This is a genomic window from Nostoc sp. JL31, from assembly GCF_017114965.1.
Lineage (GTDB): Bacteria > Cyanobacteriota > Cyanobacteriia > Cyanobacteriales > Nostocaceae > Nostoc > Nostoc punctiforme_A.
This window is the reverse complement of sequence record NZ_JABXKO010000059.1, coordinates 22,409-47,013: the sequence shown is the minus strand read 5'-3', so window position 1 is coordinate 47,013 and position 24,605 is coordinate 22,409. Positions and strand designations below refer to the sequence as shown.

Below are 24,605 nucleotides of genomic sequence, written 5' to 3'. Positions count from 1 at the left end.
ACTATATCCACCCTCGTAATTTTTTATGTACCTGCGCTAAATACCACATATAATCATCAATTTTGTAATTATCAGCAGCTTTCACTATATATTCATCAGCCAAATCAACATTATTCTCGACTTCGTAATATAATCCCAAGTAAAGATGACTGTAAAAATTTCCCTTTATCCCTTCTGATTCACCAACAGTTAAAACATCATCTGGTGTACAATCTCCCGCATACAAATCATATACGCGCTGCATAATACGTCGAGGGTCATTTTTCACAGTTAGTAAAGATTTACGTGCCTCTTCAACACCTAACGAACGAGCTATGCAGAGATATTGCCATACTGTTTCTTCTACATCTTGAGAATTCACAGTCAAATCTATTTCAAATTGTTCAGCGCCCTCAGCAAATCTTTCTGCATAATAATACGATAATCCACGTTGCCAGAGGTAGGGTTTAATACTAGCATCCAATTGCTCTGCTATGTCGAAATATTGAATAGATTCATCAATTTTTGCCAGTTGGAAGTTAATCATACCCCGGCGAACGTAAGCATTAGGATTTTTCGGTTGATTGCGAATGGTTTCGTTCCAGTGCTGGAGTTGATTTTCCAGAGAATTTGAAAAAAACATGGGTTTGCTCAGCTATTGAATTGGAATCAGATGCGGTAAATGGTTTAGGGATTGCGATCGCCTACATTACTATAAAAAGCGATCTCATTGGGCACTTACAAGATAAACTCTTAAACTGATACCTTGAAAATAAAAAATCCGCAAAATTACAAATGAGTGATGCCTACGGAAGGCTAAGTCTACGCTGGACACTGACAGGAAAGAAAGCACTGATTACAGGTGCGACCAAAGGCATTGGACTAGCTGTTGCCAATGAGTTCTTATCTCTAGGTGCAGAAGTCATCATTGTGGCACGGAATTCTCAAGATGTTGACCAACAACTAATTATCTGGCGAGAATTAGGATTACCTGCTTATGGAATTACGGCAGATGTTGCAAGCGCTGAGGGGCGACAAGCCATTTTTGAGCAGGTTGGCAAAACCTGGGATAAATTAGACATCCTGGTTAATAATGTGGGAACCAATATCAGCAAAAAAGTACTAGACTACACAGCTGCTGAATATCAGTTCATCATCCAGACAAACCAGACATCAATTTTTGAGATGTGCCGTCTATTTTACCCTCTACTACAAAATAGGGAAAATAGCAGCATTGTGAATATAAGTTCTGTGGCAGGTTTAGTCTCGAACCGTACAGGCGCTCCTTATGGTATGACTAAAGCGGCTATAAATCAACTGACACGATCGCTATCAGTTGAATGGGCTTGCGATCATATTAGAGTAAATACCGTAGCACCTTGGGCTATTCGCACTCCTCTAACCGAGTCTGTACTCGATAACCAAGATTTTCTCAAATTAGTTCTGTCCCAAACACCTATGGGAAGAGTTGGTCAACCAGAAGAAGTAGCGGGTTTAGTAGCATTTCTTTGTATGCCTGCGGCATCTTTCATCACTGGACAATGTATCACTGTCGATGGTGGTTTTTTGGCTTTCGGTTTTTAAGTCTCAAAGCCAGATCCATCCACGAGGTAGAAGAAACTACTTACAAAATTCCGTATTGTAGAATTGCTGTCTTAAAATTCAGGAAAAAACGCTCGTGGTTCCCATTAGAGATAATAATCCGACAAAAATCACGCCTTACGTAACTTATGGGCTGATTGCTGTCAACGTCCTTGCTTTTCTTTATGAAGCAAATCTTCCTCCCCAAGCATTAAATGGGTTTCTACACCTTGCGGCTGTAGTTCCACGAGAACTGACTTTAAGCTTTGCTGGTATCTCTGTACATCAACCAGTACCAGAGTGGGCAACTTTGATTACTTCGCAATTTTTGCACGGTGGTTTCTTACACTTAGCTGGCAATATGTTGTTTCTCTGGATTTTTGGTAACAACGTTGAAGATAAGTTAGGTCATGCCAAATATTTACTGTTTTATTTATCTTGTGGTGTTTTGGCATCCTTGACCCAGTGGTTCTTCGCTCAAGATTCTAGCATTCCTTCTTTGGGTGCGAGTGGTGCGATCGCAGGTGTCATGGGTGCATACATTCTTCGCTTCCCCAACGCTGAAGTTCTCGGCGTAGTACCTCTAGGGTTTTTCTTCCCGACTTTTCGCGTCCCCGCATATTTCTTTTTAGGATTCTGGTTTCTCGAACAAGCCTTCTACGGACTTACCAGCCTGGAAGCACGTACCAACATCGGTATGGAAAGTGGTGGTATTGCCTACTGGGCCCATGCCGGCGGGTTTATCTTTGGGGCAATTCTCGGCCCACTGTTGGGTTTATTTAGTGATAAATCCCAGGAAGAATCTTGGTATAAGTAATTTTTTTTGGTATCGTAGTTGACCTCAATTATACTGATTAATTTAATAGGTGAAATTGTTTAACCTTCGCAACTGCTAGCCTTACAAGCTATATTGCAGTTAGTCAATAATTTAGGAAAAACACCTGTGTTTCCCCTCTACGATGAAAATCCGACGCGAATTACTCCGTATTTCACCTATGGGTTAATTGGCATGAATGTTTTAGTTTTTATTCACGAGGTGAGCCTGTCACATCCACAATTGAGTCAGTTTTTAAGTGAGTATGCAGTAGTACCTCAAGAGTTAACCACCAATTTGAATGGAGAGTGGATAACGTTATTTACGTCGCAATTCTTACATGGTGGTTGGTGGCACTTAATCTCAAATATGGTGTTTCTCTGGGTTTTTGGCAACAATATTGAAGATCGATTAGGTCATGCCAAATATCTGATTTTTTATTTGGCGTGTGGTGCTTTAGCTGCCTTGTGCCAATGGTTTATTGGGATGAATTCTGAGATTCCTTCTTTGGGTGCAAGTGGTGCAATTTCTGGGATTTTGGGTGCGTACATTATCCGCTTTCCCCACGCTCAAGTCATGACTTTAATATTTTTGGGGTTTTTCATCACCACAATCAGAGTTCCAGCACTAGTCATAATTGGAATTTTTGTTGTGCAAAATGTGATATCCGGTCTTGCTACCCTGCAAACAGCCGCTAATATGACCGTACAAACTGGTGGAGTTGCATATTGGGCGCACATCGGTGGTTTTGTATTTGGGGTAATTCTCGCTCCCCTATTTGGCTTGTTTCGGCGCGACTAAATACAGCATTTCCTGAAACTCGTAGCAAAAAACTTGCTACCTCTCAATTCTCTGCTTATTCTCTGCAAGACTCATATTTTTCAGATACGTTAAAGTGAACGCCAACGGCAATGCCAATGCGATACTCTGCATTAAAATTTCCACATTTGAAACTATTAGTTTTTGTTGGCACTCGCTGAAACTTCTTCTGATTGTTCTACCTCAGATATAAATGTTGATGATTTTGCAACTTCTTCAGGTACAGAAACGATGATATCAGCACCATTGATAATTACTCCCAATAACCCCAGTTCAGATTCAACCAATTGATCGATAGCTTCACCTAGCATGTTCTCTTGTGTATAGTGTGGTCGCGCCACTAGTACGATTCCATCGCTGTAGGGTTGAATTAACAAAGGATCGTTGGATATGCTGAGGGGACTAGTATCTAAAATTACTAAATCAAAACGTTCGCGGACATCTTCTATCAGCCGCCGCATTTCGCTAGATTCAAGAATCGCAGCGGAATGCCGCACTGGGCCAGGACTGGGAAGAATGTATAAATTTTCAATATCAGGAACTAAACGAATACACTCACTCAAATTAGCGTAATAACGCAGGGGTTCAATCGTGGCTTCCGGGTCAGGAATTACTTTTAAGGATGCACAACGGGAAGGCGATCGCAAATCTGTTTCGATAATCAAGGTTCTTTTACCAGCACGGGCTGAAGCGACACCCAAATTATAAGCACTTGCTGTTTTGCCCTCTAGGCTACTGGTGCTAGTAATCAATACTACCTTTAAGTTTTTACCACCAATCCGGCGCATATTACTACGGAATTTTTCATAAAATTCTAAATAAGGAGAATCTTGGGAAAATACTACCGGTACAGCATCTGGCTCCAAATCATCAACTGGCATTAAAGGCAATTCTCCCAACAGTACCACTTCCCGTTGCTTGAGGCTCTCGCGGATATCCTCTCTGGTTTTGAAAGTGCCTTCCAGCGCTCCCAACAAAAATATCACACCGCCACCAACCAATAGACCTAAGAAACCACCCACAGCCAGGGTAATAGGCACACTCTTCGGAGGTTTAGGATCGACAGTAACTGCGGGGCGTCTGGCAATGCTGAGGCTGCTAGTAGTTTCTGCCTCTGCGGTTTTCGCATCGGTTAGCTTTACCTGCATTTGGTCATAGATGGCTTTTTTGAGTCCAACCTCCTGTTCTAAACGCGATCGCTCTAATTGCTTATTAGGTATCAGAGAATACTCTCGCCGGAGTCGCGCTTCTAGTTGGATTTCTTGAGCTAGTTGTTGTTGTAGTGTCTCCCTTTGGGTTTGTAAAGACACCATTTGGTTTGCCAATTGCTGGCGTGTTGGATCTAAGCTGCTTTGAGTGCGAATACCTGCAACGCTACCCTGAAGCGGAGCCGCCGTTCCATCACCACCTAAAACCTCAGCAGCACGTTGTTGTAGTAATTCCTCAGCAGCTTGTTTCTGACGCATTAACTGCACCATCGTTGGATGTTCCGGTCGCAAATCTTTTCTGAGTACAGCGATTTGCGATTCACTTTGATAAATTTGCGCTCGTAAGTTACCAATAATTGGATCGGCACTCAAAGCAGAAGAAACATAAGCTTGTGCGACTGTTAAGCCTAACTTATTTTGTAAACTGCGAACTTGACCATCAACCCCAGAAATAGTTAATTGAATTTGCCGTTGGAGATTTTGGCTGGCAGTAATGGCGCTTAACAAGCTGCCATTCTCTGCTGCTAATATTGCGGTTCGCTCGACGCGATCGTACTGTTCTAGCTTTTTTTCAGCAATTTGCAATTCCCGTTTAGCTTGTGGTGTGCGATCGTTAATCTTTTGAATAATTGCTTGTAATCGCCCAGTATTGATGTCACTACTTAACTTGATCATTGCTTGCATCAATTCCGTCAAGACCTGTATGCCTCGTTTGGCGTCACTATCTACATATTTCAGTTCAAACAGAGGAGATTCTAATTCTCCACTCTTAGCGTTTTTTTTAGGTAGAGAAAGGGCAAGACTTGCACCGAGTTGTTTCGGTTTGACACCAACTTTCTCCGCCACACCTGCAATTATCTGGTTTGAAAGTAAAACATCCTCATTCAGTTCCTTTCCTTGCTGTTGGATTTCATTACCAGTTGTAGAGAAAGAAACTGGTGGTCCACTATAACTAAGTGCCCCAGATGCTATATAGCTAGTAGGTGGCTCTGGTTGCATAGCCACCACAGTTGATCCGGCGACAACTAAACCAAAACTAGCTAGTCCAATCCACTTATATTTATCAAAAGCAATCAGATAGCGCTTAACAATTGGTGGGGTCATGGTCGCTTCGCTCCAATTCAAAATTTAAATATTCAAAATTCAAAATTTAGGAAGCACCAAACTAAAGATAGTGGCTTTGATACAAGGACGCTATCAACTTCCTACTGTATATATCGGTTGATATCTTTAAGATTTTTCCATTAATAAATTCAAAGATAACTTAGAGATATGGCTTCCTACACTCCAAACTATTTCCAGATTGTATTCTTCTTTTAATGTTACTAATTTATTTTATCTACCACCGACGTTGTCAAAAAACCGCAGAAAGGATTGAACATTGAAGAAAGGTTGGGTAATGGTGGTCAAGAAATTAGTAATTCTACCAATGAGGTTCCGACCAACAACAATAACATCGTTATCTTGAAGTGCCACATTTTGAGACGCATCACCGCCTAGAGCTTTTTTAGCATCAAGTTTTTGGGTAATAGCTCTGCCTCGTTCCGAATCAAAGCGAACCAAAGCGATATCTCTCAGATTAGCAGTGTCTAGATTTACTCCTCCCAAAGCATCTACAAATGTACTGCCGTTAGGCAGTGCTTGAATGGAAAGACCACCCGCAGCGTAGTTTAAAACTCGGACTCTAATCTGTGGTGTAGCCAAGGATGAACGTGCTACCAAATTGCGGTCATAACCATCCTCATTACCGACTTCACGACGGGGTACGAGTATCGCATCTCCGTCTTGCAAGCGTAAATTCGGGATTGAACCGCCATTTTGCAGTGCTGCGTATAAGTCAATAGTTTGTGAAATCACAGAACCATCGATTAACTTTCGGCGTACTTGTACCTGTCGCAGGTCTGCATTCAACGTTGAACCACCAGATATTAGCAAAGCATCAGCAACGCGGGGCGTTGGTGAACTAATTGGATAAATTCCTGGTCGAAATATTTCTCCGCTAATGGTGACTTGAACTGGTCGTGTTCCTGCCAAAGATACTACCACGACTGGATCTGGGAAAAAGCGACTCAAGCCCAGGCGAATTTTTTCTTGAGCTTCTTCCAAAGTTAAACCTTTTAATGACACCGTTCCCACTTGCGGCACGATGATGTTGCCTTCTGGACTAATTACAGCTTGAAAACTGAGGTCTGGACGCTGCGCTGCTAATGCTAAAACTATTATTGGATCGACTACATAACGATTTAAACCCAAGCGAATTTTTTCTTGAGCTTCTTCCAAAGTTAAGCCTTGTAAAGAAACTGTTCCCAATAACGGCACCGCAATATTACCTTCTGGGTTGATTAAAGCTTGAAAGCTCAAATCTGGAAAGCGCTGAACCGAAACACTAATTCCATCTCCTATGCCTAAACGGTATGGTCCAGGAGGACGCTGAAGCACAACACCAATTGCATCTCCTGGCCCCAAAAGGTAGCGGCTGAGTTGCGGAGAAATTTCTTCATTTGCACCTGGAGGTGCAACTTCATTAACTGGCACAGGTGAGGGGAATTGCCCTGGTGATTGTCCTTGAGATGGAAAAGGCTGGGCAAGAACAAGTTGGATAGGTGTTGTTAAGAAAACTCCTACTTGAAGACTGACAAAACACAGGGCGCTGAATCCACGCATATAATAACTGGCATCTATGAACATCGGTGCAGAAAATATTGATATAGAAATTAGTAGCGCCGAGTGGTTATTTTACTCTAAAAATGCCTTCAGTGTCTCTTTTATCTACAAGTATTTACCAAGAGAAAGAGAATAATTTTGCTAAATTTAGTTTCTAACTTCATATTGTGAACATCTTGTAAGTGAGTTTCAGCCTGAACACAATTTATAGAGATACTCTTGATAAATCTCTGCACAAGGGCATCTATAACAGACCCTACAAAGGGCCTGCCATTAATGCAGCTTGCACTGTTTCTCCAATAGACTGGGCTAAAGACCAAGATGTTTCTACCTGCCCCAAAGGTTCCATTGGAATCAGAATACTCACGCCAACCCAAGGAGTACGTTGCTTGCGCCACTGTGCCAGTTGATCTGCCAAGAACCAGTGAAAAGGTGATGGATTTCCGCCGTCTGGCATCGCATACCATTGCAAAACAGCGAAGGTTTGCTGTGGTGTGGAGGCGCGAAAGAATCTAGCTTCTACTTTAGTTTTGACATTAGAAGCCAACTTTGCAGATGGTTTGACAGTAAATTCTGCAGAACGAGATTGAGCTATATCCCACTTTCCCCAGCGTGACCTTCCCCAGCCGTTAACGTCTGTCCACTCTACCTCTGGTTGATCCATAGGCCCATTTTGCGGCAACAAAAGCAGGATTGCTTGGGATTCAGAACCTTCTTTTTTAATTACCTGCAAAGACCAATGATGTTCGCCAATTTGCTGTTCTGCTTGTTCAATGGTTTGCCAACCAGGAAGGATTAACCCAGTTTTGCGGATCTGTTTTAATTCGTGGAGGGTAGTAACAGCGGGCGGCTGTTTCCATTGCCAGTGTCCTGTCAGGTATCCAGGAACCCCTGCCATTGCTAGCAGCAGTAGCAATAACAAAAGTGCTGCTACCTGAGTCAATTGGTTTTCCTTGAAAAATTTAGAGAAAGAAATCATCAGTAAAATTTGCAATACTTAGGCAAAATTTTACTTTATAAAATCACATTGTGAGTTCAGTAATATTTAGGACTTACGTATAAGTGATGAAAAATTAAGGGAGTTGGGAGTAGGGGAGAAGTTGCAGAAAGTTTTTCTCCTCTGCCCCTTTCACCTCTGCCTTGTGTGCCCAATGCCTAACGGTGCTAACTTTCTGCTTCTTGCTCAGTTTCTAGAGATGCTGAAAAATAGCTATTAATCCAATTCAGTAAGGGCACTAGTGACACCAGCATACAAGCAGAGTAAAGATCGCCACCCCAACCCTCATGCAGCCATTTAAAAGACGCTTCTTGACCCGTGCCGTGAAAGAAAGTCAGTAAAGTATTACGAATGATATTGGCAATAATACTAACGATCGCAGCAAGAGATAAAAACGATATAGTTGTCCGCCGTGAAGACAAAGCATCTGTCCAATAAAGCAGCATCAAACCAACGTAGAGAGTCGTAAACAACATTTTCAGCCCTGCACAATAGGGAGCAACTTCTACAATCCGTCCTCCCACGTAGAGATTGATCTCATCTACGGTTACTTCCATACCAAATTGATTCAGTATGAAACCTGCTGTGCCAGCGATGAAGCTTTGGAGAGGCATGGTATAGGGAGCAATAAGATAGGGTAATGCTGTTGGGGTTGCTAAAAATACTAGTAGTAGAGGGAATCCTTGTAATTGCAAACCTGCTATTCCCTTAAACCACAAGCATAAGCCTACTAATATAACGGGCAAGGAAAGGTTAACCCACTCTGTAACACCGCTAAGATAAAAAATTGCTCCTAGTAACAATAAAACAGCGCCTAAAAGATTGATGGTATCTGGCAAACGTCTCCACTTTTTCCGGTTCATCCAGCCCAGATAAGCTGCAAATGGTAGACCAATAATCCCGTGGCTGAAATATTCGTGTTCTGTACTGATATTTTTGTGCAGCCAACCATCCAACCAATGTAGCAATATTGGAGCATAAAGCAGCAGCAAAACGCCTAAAATAGCTAGATTTAACAAGCCTGATGCGTTTATCTGTTTAACCTGTTGCCGGAGTGCCATGATTTTAAGTAATTCAAAAACTTTGGTTATTAGTCATTAGTCATTAGTCATTAGTCATTGGTCATTGGTCATTTGCAAAGGATAAATGACAAAAGACAAATGACAAATGTCTAATTGTTAGATGTACATTAAGTATGAATTAACTTCAGGCTACCACGCTGCCAAGGTCAGCAGCAGATAGATTATCTGCCTGATAATTTGTTGAGACTGCATTGGCGATCGCTGCTACAACTTCTTTAACTTGGCTACTCCTTAAACCAGGATACATTGGTAATGATAATATTTGCTTTGACAACTTCTCTGCTTGGGGAAAATCTCCCGGTTGATAGCCTAAGTTGGTGAATGCTGGCTGGAGATGACAAGGAATTGGATAGTGAATGCCAGTTTGAATTCCTACTGCTGTGAGTTTTTCCTGAAGTTGCTGGCGTTCTATTGGGCAAGAATCATCAATTTTAATCACATAAAGATGATAAACGTGTCCTGTATCACTTTGATTTTCTATAGGGATAATTCCAGCAGTTGCCAAGGGTGCTAGTTCCCGATCGTACTGCTGGGCAATAGTCAAGCGATCGCGATTCCACTGCGGCAAATATGGTAGTTTTTTGTGCAAAATTGCTGCTTGCAAAGTATCCAAGCGGCTATTCGTACCTGGTTCAGTATGAAAATACTTTTGCGATGCACCATAATTTCGCAAGCGCACCATCTTCTGAGCTACATCTGAATCTCGTGTCAGTAGCATTCCCCCATCCCCAAATGCTCCCAAATTTTTGCTGGGATAGAAACTAAAAGCTGCTGCTATTCCTACTGAACCAGCGTAATATCCGTCTCTTTGGGCGAGATGTGCTTGGGCGGCATCTTCAAAAATTAGGAGTTTGTAGGTATCGGCAAAGTTCACTAGATCGCGTGGTGATACCATCTGACCATAGAGATGCACAGGGATAATTGCTTTAGTCTGAGGCGTAATTGCCTTTGCTGCTTCTCTTAAATCAATTAAAGCAGTTTGGCGATCGCAATCTACCAAAATTGGCTTGGCGCCAGCACGTATTACCCCAATTAAGGTGGCGATAAAAGTATTTGCGGGTAAAATCACTTCATCGCCAGCACCAATATTACACGCTTGTAATCCCAGAGCGATCGCATCTGTTCCTGATGCCACACCAACTCCATAATCTGCACCAGACGCTGCCGCAAATGCTGCTTCAAAATCTGAGAGTGCTTGCCCTAAAATAAAATCTCCCCGTTCCAATACAGATTGGATTGCATCTTGCAATTGTGTTTGAATTGGTTCATGTTGTAACTTCAGGTCTACAAAAGGAACTCTAATATTCATTTTATTCATTACCAGTCGTCCTCAAAAAATATTTCCTTGTATGGAAAAAATAGAAACCCTTGTGCAATTTTCGACGTGAAATTGTAATAGATTTAATCTATTGGATAAAGGCTGAGATCAACTATTTAGTCGGTTATGGGTAATTCAAAGTCACGCCCTATTCATTTGAGCGTCCGAAGTTGCCATCAAACTTCTCTCAAGCCGCCACTCCAACTTCTCTCAAAATTCAAAAAGCTTATGAACTAAGTTTTTCAATAATTTGGTAGTTTGCGAACTCGTAGGGATATAGTTGGTCTATTTACGTCATCCTACACTAGGATTATCATCTCTGGGTGCTAGCTGTTATCAGTAAAATTGCTACATTTAATTACACTAATATAGAAATCATTTTAAGTAAATTTACTTTGAATACCCCAGTAAAAATTTCCCCTTCTGTACATAAAGAATGACAACCTCTTTGTATTGTATCCTTAGCATTAGCTTACCCTGACTGAATCCAAATCTAACGCAGTCTGATTGCAAAATCTCAAGCAAGAAAGACTACACCAGTGCTAAATAAAGAACATTCAGCATCAGTAACTAGTAACTAGCAGACACCACATCTTGGCTTAATGGAAGGGAGAAAAAATTTTTGCCCTAAATTTGTTTGTCAGAGGCAAAATTAGGGAATGCTTAAAATAGCAATTGATAACCTAGAAATAGGACTTGGATCAATTACACGATCGAGAAATTATTAAGGTAGCAGTGGCAATGATAGAGCCTGAAAACAAATTATTTGCCCTAAAGGACGGTTGGGATTCTCATGAATCAAGAGAACAGCAACGCCTCAAAGCTTTGTCCGATTTAGGTTTGCGGCAACCAGAAACGATTCCGGTTTTTGAAGAAGCCACACAGACTGCTGCCCACTTTTTGGAAGCACCAATTTCCATATTGGGATTCGTGGATCAAGAACGCCATTGGTTCAAATCGGCGATAGGCTTATCTAGACTAGGACTAATGAATCATTTGGCACAAAGCCGCCAACTACTACGCCGGGAATCATTTTGCACTCAGGTAGTAGATAGCTTTCAAGTAGTTGTGATTAATGATACACATAAACTTACTGATCCAGTCCTTGCTAGTAGCAAGTTGGTGCAAGATTATGGTATTCGTGCTTACTTAGGAGCGCCACTAATTGATGCTGAGGGACATTGTTTGGGTGCATTGGCGGTGATGGATTTAGTCCCGCGCAATTTTACAACCCGAGACATTGAGTTTTTACAAATCATTGCTCGTTGGTGCATGAGTGAATTTGAACGTAACCGACTCTTGCAAGGGAAACTCGAATCAAGCGTTGCCAAGAATGTTCCGATATTTTCACTGAATGAGAAACGTAACACTGAAATTAAAATCACTGCATCCACTCAAGATAGCGACTCTGTTTCTACTAAGCAACTGAAGCTAGAACTTTTGAGTCAGCTAACTCAGGAGTTACGCACGCCCTTAACATCTGTACTCGGTATGGCTAGTGTTTTAGGACGTGAGATTTATGGGCCTTTGACGACAAAGCAGAGAGAATATTTGGAAATTATCCAACACAGTGGTAAGTACTTACTTTCCCTAGTAAACGAAATTACCGAACTAGGAACTATGGATGAAAACTCAACGGTGCTAAATCTAGCTCCCGTGGATATTGAAATGCTATGCCAACAAGCTATCAATACCCTAGAAGAAGTAGCTAATCGCCGCGAGCAAGATATTCGCCTGTCTATAGAACCGGGACGCAATCGCATTTGGCCTTTAGATAAAGACAAGGTGCGGCAAATGCTTTATCATCTGGTTTTCAGTGTGATTCAACTTTCGGCTACAGGTAGCATTGTTCGCATTCATGTTTCTTACAAAGAAGATACGCTCAACATTACTATTTGGGTTTCCCATCCCTGGTTAGGGGATGGCATAACAGAGGTCGATCCTTACTTCCGTCTCAATTCTTTGTCGCTGCTGGAGCTTACAGGTGAGGTAGCAACTTACAAGACTCATACAGAAAGACAAGAACAACTAGATACTTCATCAGTAGCAGTGGAAAATTCCAAAAACTTGAGTGATTCCCACTCAAATTTCTTTGCTACTAGTTCAGGTATAAATTTAGCTAAATCACATGGAAGTCTTTCTCGTGAAAGCTTAGGTCTATTACTAAGTTGTCAACTGGCAGAATTGCATGGTGGACATATTTTGATTCAAGGTTCACCAGAATCAGGATATCGTTATGTGCTTTCTTTGCCACTGCAACTAGCGACTTCCTCACAAGCAATTAGCGATGTCTAATCGTGGGGATTGGGGATGGTGGGGTCCCCTCTGGGGATAAGGGGTAATGGAGATTGGGAAAGACGTATTTTCTATCTAGATTTCATTAGTTTGTAACGTATTCTCTGTGTGCTTCTGCGCTTACCTATGCCTTTAAATTTCAACCCTCAATTCGCCACCATTTTACGTCAAGCTGTACTAAGTATATGAAGAACTATTCTTAACTTCCTATTGACTGATGGCTAGGAATAAGAGCGCCATCACGCGATGTGCAATCTCTGTTATTACCTTTTTATAGCTATAGGCATTATGATCAATTCCAAGTTCTGCGTCGGCAGGCTAATTGATCGCAATGTTTTTTATGAATTTAGTCTGGCAACGATTTACTCTATCAACTTTACCGCTCAAAGAATATCTTGCTACCAGTTATGTACACCGCTCTCTGGTGGGACTGCTAAGTTCTTGGCGGCAAACTAGCGTCTTGCTCCAGTGGGGAGATGCGATCGCAGCGGCTTTACTCAGCTTAATATATGCTCTAGCACCTTTTGCTTCCAGTACGTTGGTGGGTTTTTTGCTGGTGGCTTGTGTCGGATTTTGGCTGTTGTTAACTTTATCTGATGAAGTAACACCAGCAAATATCTCGTCGTCAGTCACTCCCATTCACTTGCTGGTACTGCTCTACTGGGGAGTTGCCGCAATCGCAACAGCATTATCACCAGTGAAAAAGGTGGCACTTAACGACTTGGGAACCTTGACCTTGTATTTGCTACTATTTACCCTTTGTGCCAGGGTATTAAGGTCGCCTCGCCTCCGTTCTTGGATTATCATCCTTTATCTGCACGTATCCTTAATTGTTAGTGTATATGGGTTGCGGCAATGGTTTTTTGGAGCCACAGCACTGGCAACTTGGGTTGATCCAGAATCTCCTATGTCTAAGACTACAAGAGTCTACAGTTATTTAGGCAATCCCAACTTATTGGCTGGATACCTCTTACCAGCAGTAATTTTTAGCTTAGTGGCAATTTTTGTATGGCAAAGTTGGCCTAAAAAAGCTCTTGCATTAACAATGCTAATTGTCAATATTTCCTGCCTGATTCTGACTTTTAGTCGTGGTGGTTGGATTGGACTAGTGGTGGCAGTGTTAGCTGTGATGGCATTGCTAATTTATTGGAAAAGCGTGGAAATGCCTCGTTTTTGGCGTACTTGGTCAATACCGATTGTTTTAGGAGGTTTGATCGGCGTATTGGTGCTAGCAGTGATATTTGTAGAGCCAGTGCGGCTGCGAGTCTTTAGTATTTTTGCCGACCGTAAGGATAGCAGTAATAATTTTCGCCGAAATGTGTGGGATGCTGTTTTTGAAATGATTCGCGATCGCCCGATTTTCGGCATTGGGCCTGGTCACGGCTCTTTTAATAAAGTTTATCCCCTCTACCAACGCCCTCGTTACACTGCTTTGAGCGCCTATTCGATATTGTTTGAAGTGACTGTAGAAACTGGCTTTGTTGGTTTAGCCTGCTTTCTCTGGCTACTAATTGTCACATTTAATACGGCACTGTTGCAAGTGCGACGATTGCGACAAATCAGAAGTGTAGAGGGATTTTGGTTAATCGGAGCGATCGCTATTTTGTTGGGTATGCTAGCTCACGGTACTGTAGATACTGTCTGGTATCGTCCTGAAGTCAATACCCTTTGGTGGCTGATCGTTGCCTTAATTGCCAGCTACTGGACACCTTTAGCTCAAAACCAGACAAATACAACTAACTCAGAACCAGCAGTAAATTAACATAAATAAGTTGTCAGTTGTTTTCTTACCGGACAACTGACAACTTTTGAATTTTCTATGAATAAACTTTGAGTTGTCTAATCTCTGTAGGTAGTAGCATTTGGGGCATTAGGGTCGCGATAAGCTACAGGTTCGCGATCGCTCTTTTTGCCAGCCAACCCGCCTAGACCGAATAAACCAAGTAATCCTAGCCAACCCCAATCAAAATCGTTGCGATCGTCAGTAGTCGTTGTTGGAGCAGTAGTAGTGGCTCCGGTGTCATTAGTTGTCTGAGCTTGTGCAGATAGAGTCAAAGGTAAAATTCCCATACTCAAGGTGAGAACGCCAGCGCCAACAGCTGTAATGAAATTACTTTTCATAAGTTGTAAAAGTTCCTGATGCTATCCGAAGTTACTCACCACTCTATCGGTTCTCAACCTTAACAAAATCAATCTGCGGCTAGAAACTCGGCATTTTCATAACTCACGCTGTGGATATACAACATGATTTTAACAGTAATCGATTTCTCATTCTAGTATGGTAGTTTGACCACACGTTACCCTTAATAACTTTTCATTGCCCGTTGAATGTCACGCTGGTCTTGGCGTCGTTTCAGGTCTTCTCGCTTATCGTGGAGCTTTTTACCTTTGCCAAGGGCTATACTCACTTTTAGCCAGCCTCGTTTGAGATACATTTTCAAAGGGATTAAAGTTAAACCCTGCTGTTCGACTTTGCCAATTAGCTTACGGAGTTCTTGACGATGCAATAGTAGCTTGCGTGTACGCCGTGGTTCATGATTAAAATATTGTCCACTAGCGTTGTAAGGCGAGATATGCACATTGATCAACCATGCTTCGCCATTGCGAAGCAAAGCATAGCCATCTTGGAGATTGACTTTCCCCGCACGAATCGACTTCACCTCTGTTCCTGTCAACTCAATTCCAGCTTCGTAAGTTTCTAGAATTTCATACAAATAACGGGCTTGACGGTTGTCGCAAATAACTTTGTAACCTTCGTTCTTGTCGCTCATTGATAATTTTGTGTGCTTTAAATGTACCTAAAAAATTATTTGGATTGGCTTGTGAATTATACGGTGTATCTTAGAACCGCTATAAATGGTGAACTGTATATCACTAATTTAGCTTTTCTAAGTTCACAATTAAGCTTTTCTGACAACTTTAAGTTAGCTGATAGCGATTACCTCTGAGGTTTCATAGAACAAGTTGCTTGAGCAACTTGTGTTACCAAGCCTGATTTTGTGCAGTTTCACAAATAGGACTTACACATCAAGTAGAGGCAATACCCTTGGTAAGCTGCTTGTACGAAAGCCTCCGCGTAACTTTCTTCTTTGCATTTAGATGAATTGCCCTCACTCCCTTTTTGCATAAATCCTGACAAATAATTGGTATGACGCTAATGAATGAACATTCACTCTCCTTAAATTGATGAGTTGTTACAAATTACAAAGCTCTCTATGCCTCCTAAGCACAGGGAGTCTAAGGTAGTTACACTTCGTTAACCTTCCTAATGATTTAAGATTTTCTTTATAAATAAACCCTGAGAGCAGTCATTAGCTGGTAATCCTGTCATAGTATGAAACATAAGAACACTATTATTGTCTGTGTTCACTAACGGAGTATATCAAAGCAAATTTCTGAGTAAAAAAATGCTAGGGGTGTATTATCCATGCCCTTGACGATCCTTGTAGTGGATGATGATTTGGGCACTCGTCTGTCTGTTAGCGACTATCTTGAACTGTCTGGCTACTCAGTGATCACGGCTAATGACGGTCAAGAGGCTTTGTTTATGGTGGATGAGTATCATCCTGATTTGATTGTCACGGATATTGTTATGCCACGGATGAATGGCTATGAACTGGTGCGCCGGGTGCGTCAACAACCAGTGTTTCGTTTATTGCCTGTAATTTTATTAACGGCACGCATTAAGACCCAAGAAAGAATTCTGGGCTACCAGTCAGGGTGTGATTTATATTTACCCAAGCCTTTTGAACTGGAAGAGTTAGCAGCAGCAATCCGCAATCTTTTGGAGCGATCGCAAATTATCCAATCAGAGTATCGTTTTTCTCATAAAGATAGTTTGGGCATTTCCGGCTTGACAAAAGCGGGGGATGCCCATAATTCTCTGTCCACTCAAATTCAGAAATCCCATCTGCACTCAGCCCTAACTCACAGAGAACAGGAAGTCTTAGAGTTATTAACTCATGGTCTTTCTAATGCCGAAATGGGTCATCAGCTACACCTGAGTCCGCGAACTGTGGAAAAGTACGTTAGCAGTTTATTGAGAAAAACCTCAACCAGCAACCGCGCGGAATTAGTGCGTTTTGCGATGAAGCATGGTCTGGTGGAATAAAAGTTAGGAGTTAAAAGTGAGGAGTGAGGAATTAAAACTTCTGACTCATAACTCCAAACTCATAACTCCTCACTTTTAACTTTTGTCAGCAAACCTTCACAAGCATCGATCAATAAATCAATAACCTGATTAAATCCCTCTTCACCGCCGTAATAGGGATCTGGAACTTCCTTTAGAGTGTGTCGAGAGCAAAACTCGCACATCAAACGCACTTTATGCTGATATTCCTGAGTGCGATCAAGAGTAAGGATGTTCTCATAATTTTCTCGATCCATAGCCAAAATCAAATCAAAGTCTTGAAAGTCTGACTTTTGAAACTGGCGTGCTCGACTACGCAGTTTAATTCCCAACTTAGCAGCCGCCGCAGCACTCATGCGTCTGTCAGGTGAGCTACCAACGTGATAGCTAGATGTACCAGCAGAGTCACAAAGGATGCGATCGCTCAAGCCAGCCTGCTCACATTAGATGATTCATGACGTTTTCTGCCGATGGCGATCGGCAGATATTACCTAAGCAGACAAACAGCAACTTGTAAGGCATAGATATACTTTGTCAATAGTCAATAGTCATTTGCCTTTTGTCCTTTGTCCTTTGTCTTTTGACTAATGACCAATGACTAATGACCAATGACCAATGACCAATGACTAATGACTAATGACCAATGACTAAAATCCAGGTAACTCCAACCCACTGGTTAATTCTTCCATACGTTCCCGCATTGTTGCTGTGGACTTGTTGTAGGCTTCTTTCATTGCCACTGTTACAAGATCAGAAAGTACTTCTGCACCTTCTGCTAAAGCATCTGGAGAAATTTCCACTCGCTTGGGTTCTTGGTTCCCACTGACAATTACCTTCACCAGACCACCGCCAGATTCTCCTTGAATCTCCATTTGCTCCAATTCTTCTTGGAGTCGCTTTGCGCCTTCTTGAACTTGCTGCGCTTTCTTAAAAGCTTCGGCTAATTCTTTCATTTTTCCTAAGCCAAAGCCGAATCCCTGTCCTTTTCCTGTCATAATTATTTGTACGCGTGTGCGTTGAATAACAAATCAAATTCAATTATAGATGCGGTAAGTAATTTGACTCTTTTTTTACCAATAATTAATGCGTCATAGAGTTGAGAGTAGGGAGTAGGGTATTGGACATTGGTTCTTATATTCTTCTACCTCATCTCCCCATTCCCCATTCTTTATCCACAAGCACCTTGAAACTCTCCGAGCATTTTGACTTCTGGCTCTAAATTAATAGACCAACGTTCTTGTACTTGATGTTGGATGTGGCGAATGAGACAGAAGATATCACTAGCTTTTGCTCCACCACGATTAACGATAAAATTAGCATGTAGTAATGCTACTTGTGCTCCACCAATTTGGTAGCCTTTTAGACCAGTTTGTTCAATTAACCAGCCAGCACTGTAAGGTTTGGGATTGCGAAACACACTGCCACAACTGGGGAAGTTGTATGGTTGAGTGCTTAACCGATGCTTTTTGTGTTCTTTGGTAATTGCCACAACTTTGGCTGGGTCTGCACCTGGCGCAAGTTGTAAGGTGGCTTGGGTGACTATGCGATCGCCACCTTGCAATAATGAAGTCCGGTAGCTATAACCTAACTGTTCCGGGGTAAGAGTTTCCAACGTACCATCGGGTGAAAGTACCTGGGCGCTAACTAACATATCTGCGATACAGCTATTATGTGCCCCTGCGTTCATCACCACGGCGCCTCCTGCTGTTCCGGGGATACCAACAGCCCACTCCAATCCTTGCCACCCTAATTCTGCTGCCGCCCATGCCAAGCTGGGAATTGATTCTCCGGCAGCAACGGTTAATTGACCGGTTTGGGGATCAAAGTGGTTGAAGCGGAGATGACGAGTAGCAATAACTAAGCCTGATATACCACCATCGCTTACCAGCAAGTTAGAACCTGCTCCCAACGTTGTCACTTTTAAATTACGTTCTTTTGCGTATTTAAGACTTGCTTGCAGTGCTTCTAAGTTTCGGGGGGCAACGTATAAATCAGCTGCTCCCCCAACTCTATAGGAAGTAAATGCTGACAAAGAAGCCTGGGACTTGATCGCACAATCAGTACTGGGTAAGTAAATTACTTCGCTCTCCACTGAATTAGCTGTTTGCTGTTTCTTTGTATTCAAAGCAGAAACTGTGCAGACGTTTCCAGCTGCCTGGGAAATGGTCATCTTTACTTTGTTTTGGTAAAATTTTTACATTAATCTACCGCAAATATACGGTAATAGAGTTCACAGATGAAACCGTTGCGAGAGGAGCGCTTTGCTCAGAAATAAAACTTCGCAAAGTTTCCACTTAGGATGTGGCTTTAGCCGGCTCACAAAGTGTCGTAATTACTTCAGGAATCACCTGGTTCAAATTTCCAGCGCCTAAAAACAGCGCCAAGTCTCCTGGGCGTAGTGTTTGTAGCAAGTACTCACACACTGCTGGTAAAGTTGGTTGATAAACTACCTGCGAATGCTGTTTAGCAATTTCCGCCGTTAGACGTTCACCACTAATTTGCCCTAAATTAGGTTCGCCTGCACTGTAAATATCAGTCAACACCACCAAATCAGCATGGGTAAAAGACTCGGCAAATTCATTTAAAAAGGTCAGTGTACGGCTATAGCGATGGGGTTGGAAGATAGCAACCACTCTTTGCCCTGGTCTTGCCTGTAAACGGGCTGCGGCGAGAGTAACGCGAATCTCGCTAGGGTGATGAGCATAGTCATCAATGAAGGTAATGCCATTGACTTCACCTCGGAACTCAAAGCGTCGTCTTGCTCCTTCGAAGGTGGCGATACCTTTGGCAATTGCTCCAAATTCTAAGCCCAAAGCGCGACCAACAGCGACTGCGGCTAGGGCATTGCTGAGATTGTGCCGACTGAGCAACCGCAACTTTAACACGCCCAAAGCTGTGCCTCTTTCCCAAACCAAAGCCGTGGTACCATCAGCACGATAATCAATATTGGTGACGGTGTAATCAGCGTCGGTATCTGAGTGTAAACTGTAGCTGATTGTGGGTTGCAAGCGATCGCGCACTGTCGCACAGTCAATGCTACCTATTAACGTTTTACAACCCTTAGCAAATGTCTGGAAGATGTCAATAACTTCTTCTAATGTATCGTAGTGGTCAGGGTGATCGAGTTCAATATTGGTGATGATACCAATTTCGGGAGCGTGTTTTACCAGAGAACCATCTGATTCATCTGCTTCGGCTACTAAATATTGGCTTTGTCCCAATCGAGCATTACCTTCCCAAGCATTGACTTCGCCACCGACTAAAATCGTTGGGTCTAGACCCGCTTCCAGAAGCATATAGCCAATCATACTACTGGTTGTAGTTTTGCCGTGTGTTCCTGCCACTGCAATACTGTAGTAATCGGCAATTAAAGCTGCTAGTACATCTGAACGATGTAAAACTGGACAACCTAATTCCAGCGCTGCTTTGTATTCTAAATTATTAGTGTTAATTGCTGTTGAACAAATGACTTGAGGCAGTTTTGACTTAGTATCAGCAGATAATTGTTCTTGTGAATTTAATACTACTGGATTAGCCAATACCTGAGGGTGAAAGAATTCGAGATTGCTTGCCTCTTGTTTACTAAAAATATGAGCACCGATAGATTCCAACTTGTGCGTAATGTGGTTAGGACGAAGATCCGAACCTGACACTGGAAATTGACGCTTTGCAAGAACGTATGCCAGAGCAGACATACCTATGCCACCGATGCCAATAAAATGAAATGGTCTACCACTAAAATCTACAGAATTAGTCATTTATTGCTCCTCTTACACCACACCACACCATAATCACAAATGACACGCGTATCATAACAGGAATTTGATTTTTACCGTAACTACTCCTGTATCATGTTCATGTTTGATGCCCAAATGATGTTTCTGCTCTGGTTTTCCTGGTTGAGAATGATTTTACCTTGGTTGGAGGTTTTTGCTATTTCTGAACTGTTCTTAAGATTATTCTGAAAATTTTGGCCGCATCGGGAAAGAAATTCTTGTAATGTCAAATACATATTTTTGGCTACCTTACTGGAATTGGCTACATAATACATTGTTTAGTGAAACTAAATTGAAATTGCATCAAGTCTAGGCGTGAATTGAGTACAATAGTACATTGGTAATGAAACTATTTTTCAATTGCATATAACCCAGGCTTATCTGGATGCAGCAACTAGCAATTTTTGGTGGCACATTCGATCCAATTCATTGGGGACACCTGCTCGTAGCCGAGACAGCTTTGCATCAAGTATCCCTTGAAAAGGTTATTTGGGTACCAACCCTAAATCCTCCTCACAAAGAAGCAGCTTTGTTTGAGCATCGTCTGCAAATGCTGCAATTAGCAATAAAAGATAACCCAGCATTTACTGTCTCACTAGTGGAGACTAATCGCTCTGGGACTTCTTATGCCATTAACACCCTGATTGACTTATCTGCTTGTTACCCAAATACTCACTGGTACTGGATTGTGGGCTTGGATACTTTCCAAACCTTACCCGGTTGGTACCGAGGACACGAATTAGCACAAATGTGTGATTGGTTAATCGCACCCCGACAGCTAGGTGGTGAGACTATAACTCAAAGCAAATTAATCTGCAAGCAAGTGGAGCAACAACTCAAGGAGGAATCTGCGATCATTAACTGGCAACTCTTGAATATACCTTTAATAGGGGTTTCGTCAAGTCTAATTCGCAAATTTTGCCGCGATCGCCAGTCAATTCGTTATTTAGTCCCGGAATCGGTCAGATCATATATCACTAACAACAATCTCTACTCTTACAAATCTGAATAAATTATGTGTTTTTTTATTGATCTAACACTTTATGGTTAAAAGTGCCCCCCCCCTTTGCGATATGATTGGGGTCAACGATATCAACATATAAGCATAAATACAGAGGGCAAGACACTGTGATTAGAGTTGCAATCAACGGTTTCGGGCGGATTGGACGTAACTTTGCGCGTTGTTGGGTGGGTAGAGAGAATAGTCAAATCGATCTTGTCGCTATTAATGACACTTCAGATCCTAGAACCAATGCTCACCTGCTAAAGTATGACTCAATGCTAGGGAAGATCAAGGGTGCTGAGATTAGTGCCGATGATAACTCTATCATCGTGAACGGTAAGACCATTAAGTGCGTGTCCGATCGCAATCCCGAAAACTTGCCCTGGAAAGATTGGGGAATTGACCTAATTATCGAAGCAACCGGGGTATTTACTAGCAAAGAAGGAGCGCTCAAGCACGTAAATGCTGGAGCCAAGAAAGTTCTGATTACCGCTCCTGGTAAAAACGAGGATGGTACTTTTGTGGTTGGTGTGAATCATCACGACTATGACCACAACATACACAATATTATCAGTAACGCTAGCTGTACTACCAACTGCTTGGCACCAATCGCCAAGGTGTTGAACGATAAGTTCGGCATCATCAAAGGTACGATGACCACTACCCACAGCTATACAGGGGATCAGCGATTGCTAGACGCTTCTCACCGGGATTTACGACGGGCGAGGGCCGCAGCGATAAACATTGTACCCACCTCTACTGGCGCAGCAAAAGCAGTGGCGCTGGTTATCCCAGACCTCAAAGGCAAGCTAAATGGTGTTGCCTTGCGCGTACCAACCCCGAACGTCTCAATGGTAGATTTCGTAGTTCAGGTTGAGAAGCGTACTATTACTGAAGAAGTTAACCAAGCTCTCAAAGATGCTGCCGAAGGCCCACTTAAAGGAATTTTGGACTACAGCGAACTAGAACTGGTATCCTCTGATTATCAAGGTAGTGATGCTTCTTCAATTGTCGATGCTAACTTGACTTTGGTCTTGGGTAATGACTTAGTAAAAGTTATGGCGTGGTATGACAACGAGTGGGGTTACAGCCAACGAGTCTTGGATTTGGCAGAATTAGTAGCTGAGAAGTGGCAATAATTAATTTGTCATTAGTCATTAGTCATTGGTCATTGGTCATTAGAAAAAGGACAAAGGACAAAGGACAAAGGACAAAGCACTATTGACCAAAATGTTGAAATCCCTGGCTAAGATTCAGAACTTGGTCAGGGAATTTTTTTTGCTCGTCGTGCAATATTACTGTCGATCCGGCTGTAATCCTGCCTGCGATCGCAGCACCTTCTCCAAGATGTTGCACTAAGACTAATGCTAATTCTTGTGGTAAACACAGCACTAATTCAAAGTCTTCGCCACCATATAGAGCATATTTTAACGCTTGGTCTGGTGTCAGCCAATTGTTAAAAGTTTTTGGTACGGAAATTTGTCTGTATTCTAAGACAGCGCCAACGCCACTGGCACGGCAAATTTGGATAATTGCATCTGCCAAACCATCACTGCTATCCATACCAGCAATGGGCATGGGGCATGGGGCATGGGGCATGAGGCATTGGGATGCTAAAATTTTCCAGAGGATTGGTAAGACATCTAATCGTGGTTGGGGACGTTGATGTGCGCGGATTAGAGCCGTGCGTTCTACATCTTTGAGGTTTTGTCCTAGTTCGGGATGCAAGAGTAGTTCTAAGCCAGCGTGGGAGGCTCCATGAACGCCTGTAACGACGATCGCATCCCCAACAACAGCAGCAGAACGGCGAATAATTTGACTAGGGTTGACTTGACCAAAAGCGGTAATTGCCAGAGTAGTTACAGGCGATCGCACGACATCACCCCCAACAATTGGGGTATTGTATTTTTGCAGGCATTCTGTCATTCCCTGGTACAAGCGTTCTACCCAACTTACCCTAAGTTCACCGGGTAGTCCCAACCCGACAGTGATTCCCAATGGAGAAGCGCCCATTGCTGCTAAATCTGATAAATTGGCAGCAGCAGCTCGCCAACCAGCATCTTCTGGGGAAGTGGTGAGATTACTAAAATGCACGCCATCAACCAGTACATCTGTAGTTACTACCAAAGATTGCCCTGGTGCAGTCTCAAGTACTGCGGCATCATCGCCGATAATTTCTGGTGGGCAGAAGCGCTGTAATCTTTCTAAAAGACCTTGTTCGCCAATGTCTTTTACCTTTTGAGAAGATAACTTAATGTTCACAATCGGTTTTCCGTGTTGCAAAATTACGAACAAAACTGATGATTTACTTTACTGTTTAAGATAAGGGTATTGTCTAGGAGTCAGTTGGAATGGTAACAACACCAGTAACCAGCATCACATTTGAGGAGTACTTAACCTATGATGATGGTAGCGATTTTCATTATGAACTGGTGGATGGCAAGCTAGAGTTAATGAACCCACCTACTATAGAACATTTCCTGATTGCCAAATTTCTTGAGCAATCTCTAGATGCAGAAATCAAACGTTGTAACTTTACTTGGCTGTGTTTTCGAGAAAGTGGGGTGAGAACGGGTAGAAATAAATCTAGGTTGACTGATTTGTGTGTAGTGACACTGGAGCAAGCTAGAGAATTGTTGAATGCTTCAGCAGTATTTGAGTCACCACCGTTACTAATTGTCGAGGTGGTCAGTCCAGAGTCGGTAAAACGGGACTATCGTTATAAACGCTCAGAATATGCCGCCTTAGAGGTTCCTGAATATTGGATTGTAGACCCACTGGCAACAAAAGTTTCAGTGTTACTACTGGAAGATGGATTTTACGAAGAAACAGTTTTTACAGCTACTCAGCAAATTGTATCACGAACTTTTCCAGAATTAGCTATTGCAGTTGATCAGATATTCACCGCCGGAAACCTGAATCAGGGGAGTTAGAAGTTAA

21 protein-coding genes and 1 pseudogene are annotated in these 24,605 nt (G+C 42.3%); 9 read left to right on the top strand and 13 right to left on the bottom strand.

Features of this window, described 5'->3' with window-relative positions; all coding sequences use genetic code 11:
• Window position 1: 1 nt before the first annotated feature.
• On the bottom strand, window positions 2–622 hold the full coding sequence (locus HWQ43_RS14610) for a hypothetical protein (protein WP_292734780.1): 621 nt from the start codon (window positions 620–622) through the stop codon (window positions 2–4).
• Between the two features lie 152 nt (window positions 623–774).
• On the opposite strand from HWQ43_RS14610, the gene HWQ43_RS14605 reads away from it, so the two are divergent.
• From HWQ43_RS14605 to HWQ43_RS14595, 3 genes are all read left to right on the top strand, one after another.
• Window positions 775–1,563, top strand: a complete 789-nt coding sequence (locus HWQ43_RS14605; RefSeq protein WP_292734777.1) for an SDR family oxidoreductase — start codon at window positions 775–777, stop codon at window positions 1,561–1,563.
• A gap of 94 nt (window positions 1,564–1,657) precedes the next feature.
• On the top strand, window positions 1,658–2,377 hold the full coding sequence (locus HWQ43_RS14600) for a rhomboid family intramembrane serine protease (RefSeq protein ID WP_292734774.1): 720 nt from the start codon (window positions 1,658–1,660) through the stop codon (window positions 2,375–2,377).
• A gap of 126 nt (window positions 2,378–2,503) precedes the next feature.
• Window positions 2,504–3,175: a rhomboid family intramembrane serine protease gene (locus HWQ43_RS14595; RefSeq protein WP_292734771.1), complete on the top strand. Its 672-nt coding sequence runs from the start codon at window positions 2,504–2,506 to the stop codon at window positions 3,173–3,175.
• A gap of 155 nt (window positions 3,176–3,330) precedes the next feature.
• On the opposite strand, the gene HWQ43_RS14590 is transcribed toward HWQ43_RS14595, so the two are convergent.
• From HWQ43_RS14590 to HWQ43_RS14570, 5 genes are all read right to left on the bottom strand, one after another.
• On the bottom strand, window positions 3,331–5,505 hold the full coding sequence (locus tag HWQ43_RS14590) for a tyrosine-protein kinase domain-containing protein (protein WP_292734768.1): 2,175 nt from the start codon (window positions 5,503–5,505) through the stop codon (window positions 3,331–3,333).
• A gap of 231 nt (window positions 5,506–5,736) precedes the next feature.
• Window positions 5,737–7,089, bottom strand: coding sequence for a polysaccharide biosynthesis/export family protein (locus HWQ43_RS14585; protein ID WP_292734765.1), 1,353 nt, complete (start codon window positions 7,087–7,089; stop codon window positions 5,737–5,739).
• Between the two features lie 232 nt (window positions 7,090–7,321).
• Window positions 7,322–8,044, bottom strand: a complete 723-nt coding sequence (locus tag HWQ43_RS14580; protein ID WP_292734762.1) for a cyanoexosortase B system-associated protein — start codon at window positions 8,042–8,044, stop codon at window positions 7,322–7,324.
• A gap of 185 nt (window positions 8,045–8,229) precedes the next feature.
• Entirely contained in the window at window positions 8,230–9,123 is an 894-nt protein-coding gene (crtB, locus tag HWQ43_RS14575; protein ID WP_292734759.1) for a cyanoexosortase B, read from the bottom strand.
• A 145-nt stretch (window positions 9,124–9,268) separates the two neighbouring features.
• Complete coding sequence (locus HWQ43_RS14570; protein WP_292734755.1) at window positions 9,269–10,462, bottom strand: DegT/DnrJ/EryC1/StrS aminotransferase family protein; 1,194 nt, start codon at window positions 10,460–10,462, stop codon at window positions 9,269–9,271.
• A gap of 741 nt (window positions 10,463–11,203) precedes the next feature.
• On the opposite strand from HWQ43_RS14570, the gene HWQ43_RS14565 reads away from it, so the two are divergent.
• Complete coding sequence (locus HWQ43_RS14565) at window positions 11,204–12,757, top strand: GAF domain-containing sensor histidine kinase (RefSeq protein WP_292734839.1); 1,554 nt, start codon at window positions 11,204–11,206, stop codon at window positions 12,755–12,757.
• A gap of 340 nt (window positions 12,758–13,097) precedes the next feature.
• Window positions 13,098–14,519, top strand: a complete 1,422-nt coding sequence (locus HWQ43_RS14560) for an IctB family putative bicarbonate transporter (RefSeq protein ID WP_292734752.1) — start codon at window positions 13,098–13,100, stop codon at window positions 14,517–14,519.
• 77 nt (window positions 14,520–14,596) lie between these two features.
• Here HWQ43_RS14560 and HWQ43_RS14555 read toward each other — a convergent pair whose 3' ends face one another.
• Together HWQ43_RS14555 and smpB are read right to left on the bottom strand one after the other, a co-directional pair.
• On the bottom strand, window positions 14,597–14,878 hold the full coding sequence (locus HWQ43_RS14555; protein WP_292734749.1) for a WGxxGxxG family protein: 282 nt from the start codon (window positions 14,876–14,878) through the stop codon (window positions 14,597–14,599).
• A 182-nt stretch (window positions 14,879–15,060) separates the two neighbouring features.
• A complete protein-coding gene (gene smpB, locus HWQ43_RS14550; protein ID WP_094349892.1) occupies window positions 15,061–15,528 on the bottom strand; it encodes an SsrA-binding protein SmpB in 468 nt (155 codons plus the stop codon).
• Window positions 15,529–16,184: 656 nt separating this feature from the next.
• Between smpB and HWQ43_RS14545 the strand changes: the two genes are divergently transcribed.
• Window positions 16,185–16,868 (top strand): response regulator transcription factor, encoded by a 684-nt coding sequence (locus tag HWQ43_RS14545; RefSeq protein WP_292734743.1) that lies wholly within the window; start codon window positions 16,185–16,187, stop codon window positions 16,866–16,868.
• Between the two features lie 59 nt (window positions 16,869–16,927).
• Here the strand turns inward: HWQ43_RS14545 and HWQ43_RS14540 are convergent.
• The 4 genes and pseudogenes from HWQ43_RS14540 to murC form a co-directional block, all read right to left on the bottom strand.
• Window positions 16,928–17,408, bottom strand: a pseudogene (locus HWQ43_RS14540) (low molecular weight protein-tyrosine-phosphatase).
• Between the two features lie 125 nt (window positions 17,409–17,533).
• A complete protein-coding gene (locus tag HWQ43_RS14535; RefSeq protein ID WP_099100025.1) occupies window positions 17,534–17,881 on the bottom strand; it encodes a YbaB/EbfC family nucleoid-associated protein in 348 nt (115 codons plus the stop codon).
• Window positions 17,882–18,054: 173 nt separating this feature from the next.
• A complete protein-coding gene (gene murB, locus HWQ43_RS14530) occupies window positions 18,055–19,056 on the bottom strand; it encodes a UDP-N-acetylmuramate dehydrogenase (protein WP_292734740.1) in 1,002 nt (333 codons plus the stop codon).
• A gap of 124 nt (window positions 19,057–19,180) precedes the next feature.
• Window positions 19,181–20,644, bottom strand: coding sequence for a UDP-N-acetylmuramate--L-alanine ligase (gene murC, locus HWQ43_RS14525; RefSeq protein WP_292734738.1), 1,464 nt, complete (start codon window positions 20,642–20,644; stop codon window positions 19,181–19,183).
• Between the two features lie 403 nt (window positions 20,645–21,047).
• Between murC and nadD the strand changes: the two genes are divergently transcribed.
• Both nadD and HWQ43_RS14515 read left to right on the top strand, forming a co-directional pair.
• Entirely contained in the window at window positions 21,048–21,674 is a 627-nt protein-coding gene (gene nadD / locus HWQ43_RS14520) for a nicotinate (nicotinamide) nucleotide adenylyltransferase (RefSeq protein ID WP_292734734.1), read from the top strand.
• A 116-nt stretch (window positions 21,675–21,790) separates the two neighbouring features.
• Window positions 21,791–22,804, top strand: a complete 1,014-nt coding sequence (locus tag HWQ43_RS14515) for a type I glyceraldehyde-3-phosphate dehydrogenase (protein WP_292734731.1) — start codon at window positions 21,791–21,793, stop codon at window positions 22,802–22,804.
• Between the two features lie 79 nt (window positions 22,805–22,883).
• Here HWQ43_RS14515 and thiL read toward each other — a convergent pair whose 3' ends face one another.
• On the bottom strand, window positions 22,884–23,927 hold the full coding sequence (thiL, locus tag HWQ43_RS14510; protein ID WP_292734728.1) for a thiamine-phosphate kinase: 1,044 nt from the start codon (window positions 23,925–23,927) through the stop codon (window positions 22,884–22,886).
• An 89-nt stretch (window positions 23,928–24,016) separates the two neighbouring features.
• Between thiL and HWQ43_RS14505 the strand changes: the two genes are divergently transcribed.
• On the top strand, window positions 24,017–24,598 hold the full coding sequence (locus tag HWQ43_RS14505; protein WP_292734725.1) for a Uma2 family endonuclease: 582 nt from the start codon (window positions 24,017–24,019) through the stop codon (window positions 24,596–24,598).
• The last annotated feature ends 7 nt before the right edge of the window (window positions 24,599–24,605 follow it).

Coding starts and splice junctions, on each gene's coding strand:
- HWQ43_RS14610 (WP_292734780.1), bottom strand. CDS start 622: ATGTTTTTTTCAAATTCTCTGGAAAATCAACTCCAGCACTGGAACGAA.
- HWQ43_RS14605 (WP_292734777.1), top strand. CDS start 775: ATGAGTGATGCCTACGGAAGGCTAAGTCTACGCTGGACACTGACAGGA.
- HWQ43_RS14590 (WP_292734768.1), bottom strand. CDS start 5,505: ATGACCCCACCAATTGTTAAGCGCTATCTGATTGCTTTTGATAAATAT.
- HWQ43_RS14585 (WP_292734765.1), bottom strand. CDS start 7,089: ATGTTCATAGATGCCAGTTATTATATGCGTGGATTCAGCGCCCTGTGT.
- HWQ43_RS14580 (WP_292734762.1), bottom strand. CDS start 8,044: ATGATTTCTTTCTCTAAATTTTTCAAGGAAAACCAATTGACTCAGGTA.
- crtB (WP_292734759.1), bottom strand. CDS start 9,123: ATGGCACTCCGGCAACAGGTTAAACAGATAAACGCATCAGGCTTGTTA.
- HWQ43_RS14570 (WP_292734755.1), bottom strand. CDS start 10,462: ATGAATAAAATGAATATTAGAGTTCCTTTTGTAGACCTGAAGTTACAA.
- HWQ43_RS14565 (WP_292734839.1), top strand. CDS start 11,204: ATGATAGAGCCTGAAAACAAATTATTTGCCCTAAAGGACGGTTGGGAT.
- HWQ43_RS14560 (WP_292734752.1), top strand. CDS start 13,098: ATGAATTTAGTCTGGCAACGATTTACTCTATCAACTTTACCGCTCAAA.
- HWQ43_RS14555 (WP_292734749.1), bottom strand. CDS start 14,878: ATGAAAAGTAATTTCATTACAGCTGTTGGCGCTGGCGTTCTCACCTTG.
- smpB (WP_094349892.1), bottom strand. CDS start 15,528: ATGAGCGACAAGAACGAAGGTTACAAAGTTATTTGCGACAACCGTCAA.
- HWQ43_RS14545 (WP_292734743.1), top strand. CDS start 16,185: ATGCCCTTGACGATCCTTGTAGTGGATGATGATTTGGGCACTCGTCTG.
- HWQ43_RS14535 (WP_099100025.1), bottom strand. CDS start 17,881: ATGACAGGAAAAGGACAGGGATTCGGCTTTGGCTTAGGAAAAATGAAA.
- murB (WP_292734740.1), bottom strand. CDS start 19,056: ATGACCATTTCCCAGGCAGCTGGAAACGTCTGCACAGTTTCTGCTTTG.
- murC (WP_292734738.1), bottom strand. CDS start 20,644: ATGACTAATTCTGTAGATTTTAGTGGTAGACCATTTCATTTTATTGGC.
- nadD (WP_292734734.1), top strand. CDS start 21,048: ATGCAGCAACTAGCAATTTTTGGTGGCACATTCGATCCAATTCATTGG.
- HWQ43_RS14505 (WP_292734725.1), top strand. CDS start 24,017: ATGGTAACAACACCAGTAACCAGCATCACATTTGAGGAGTACTTAACC.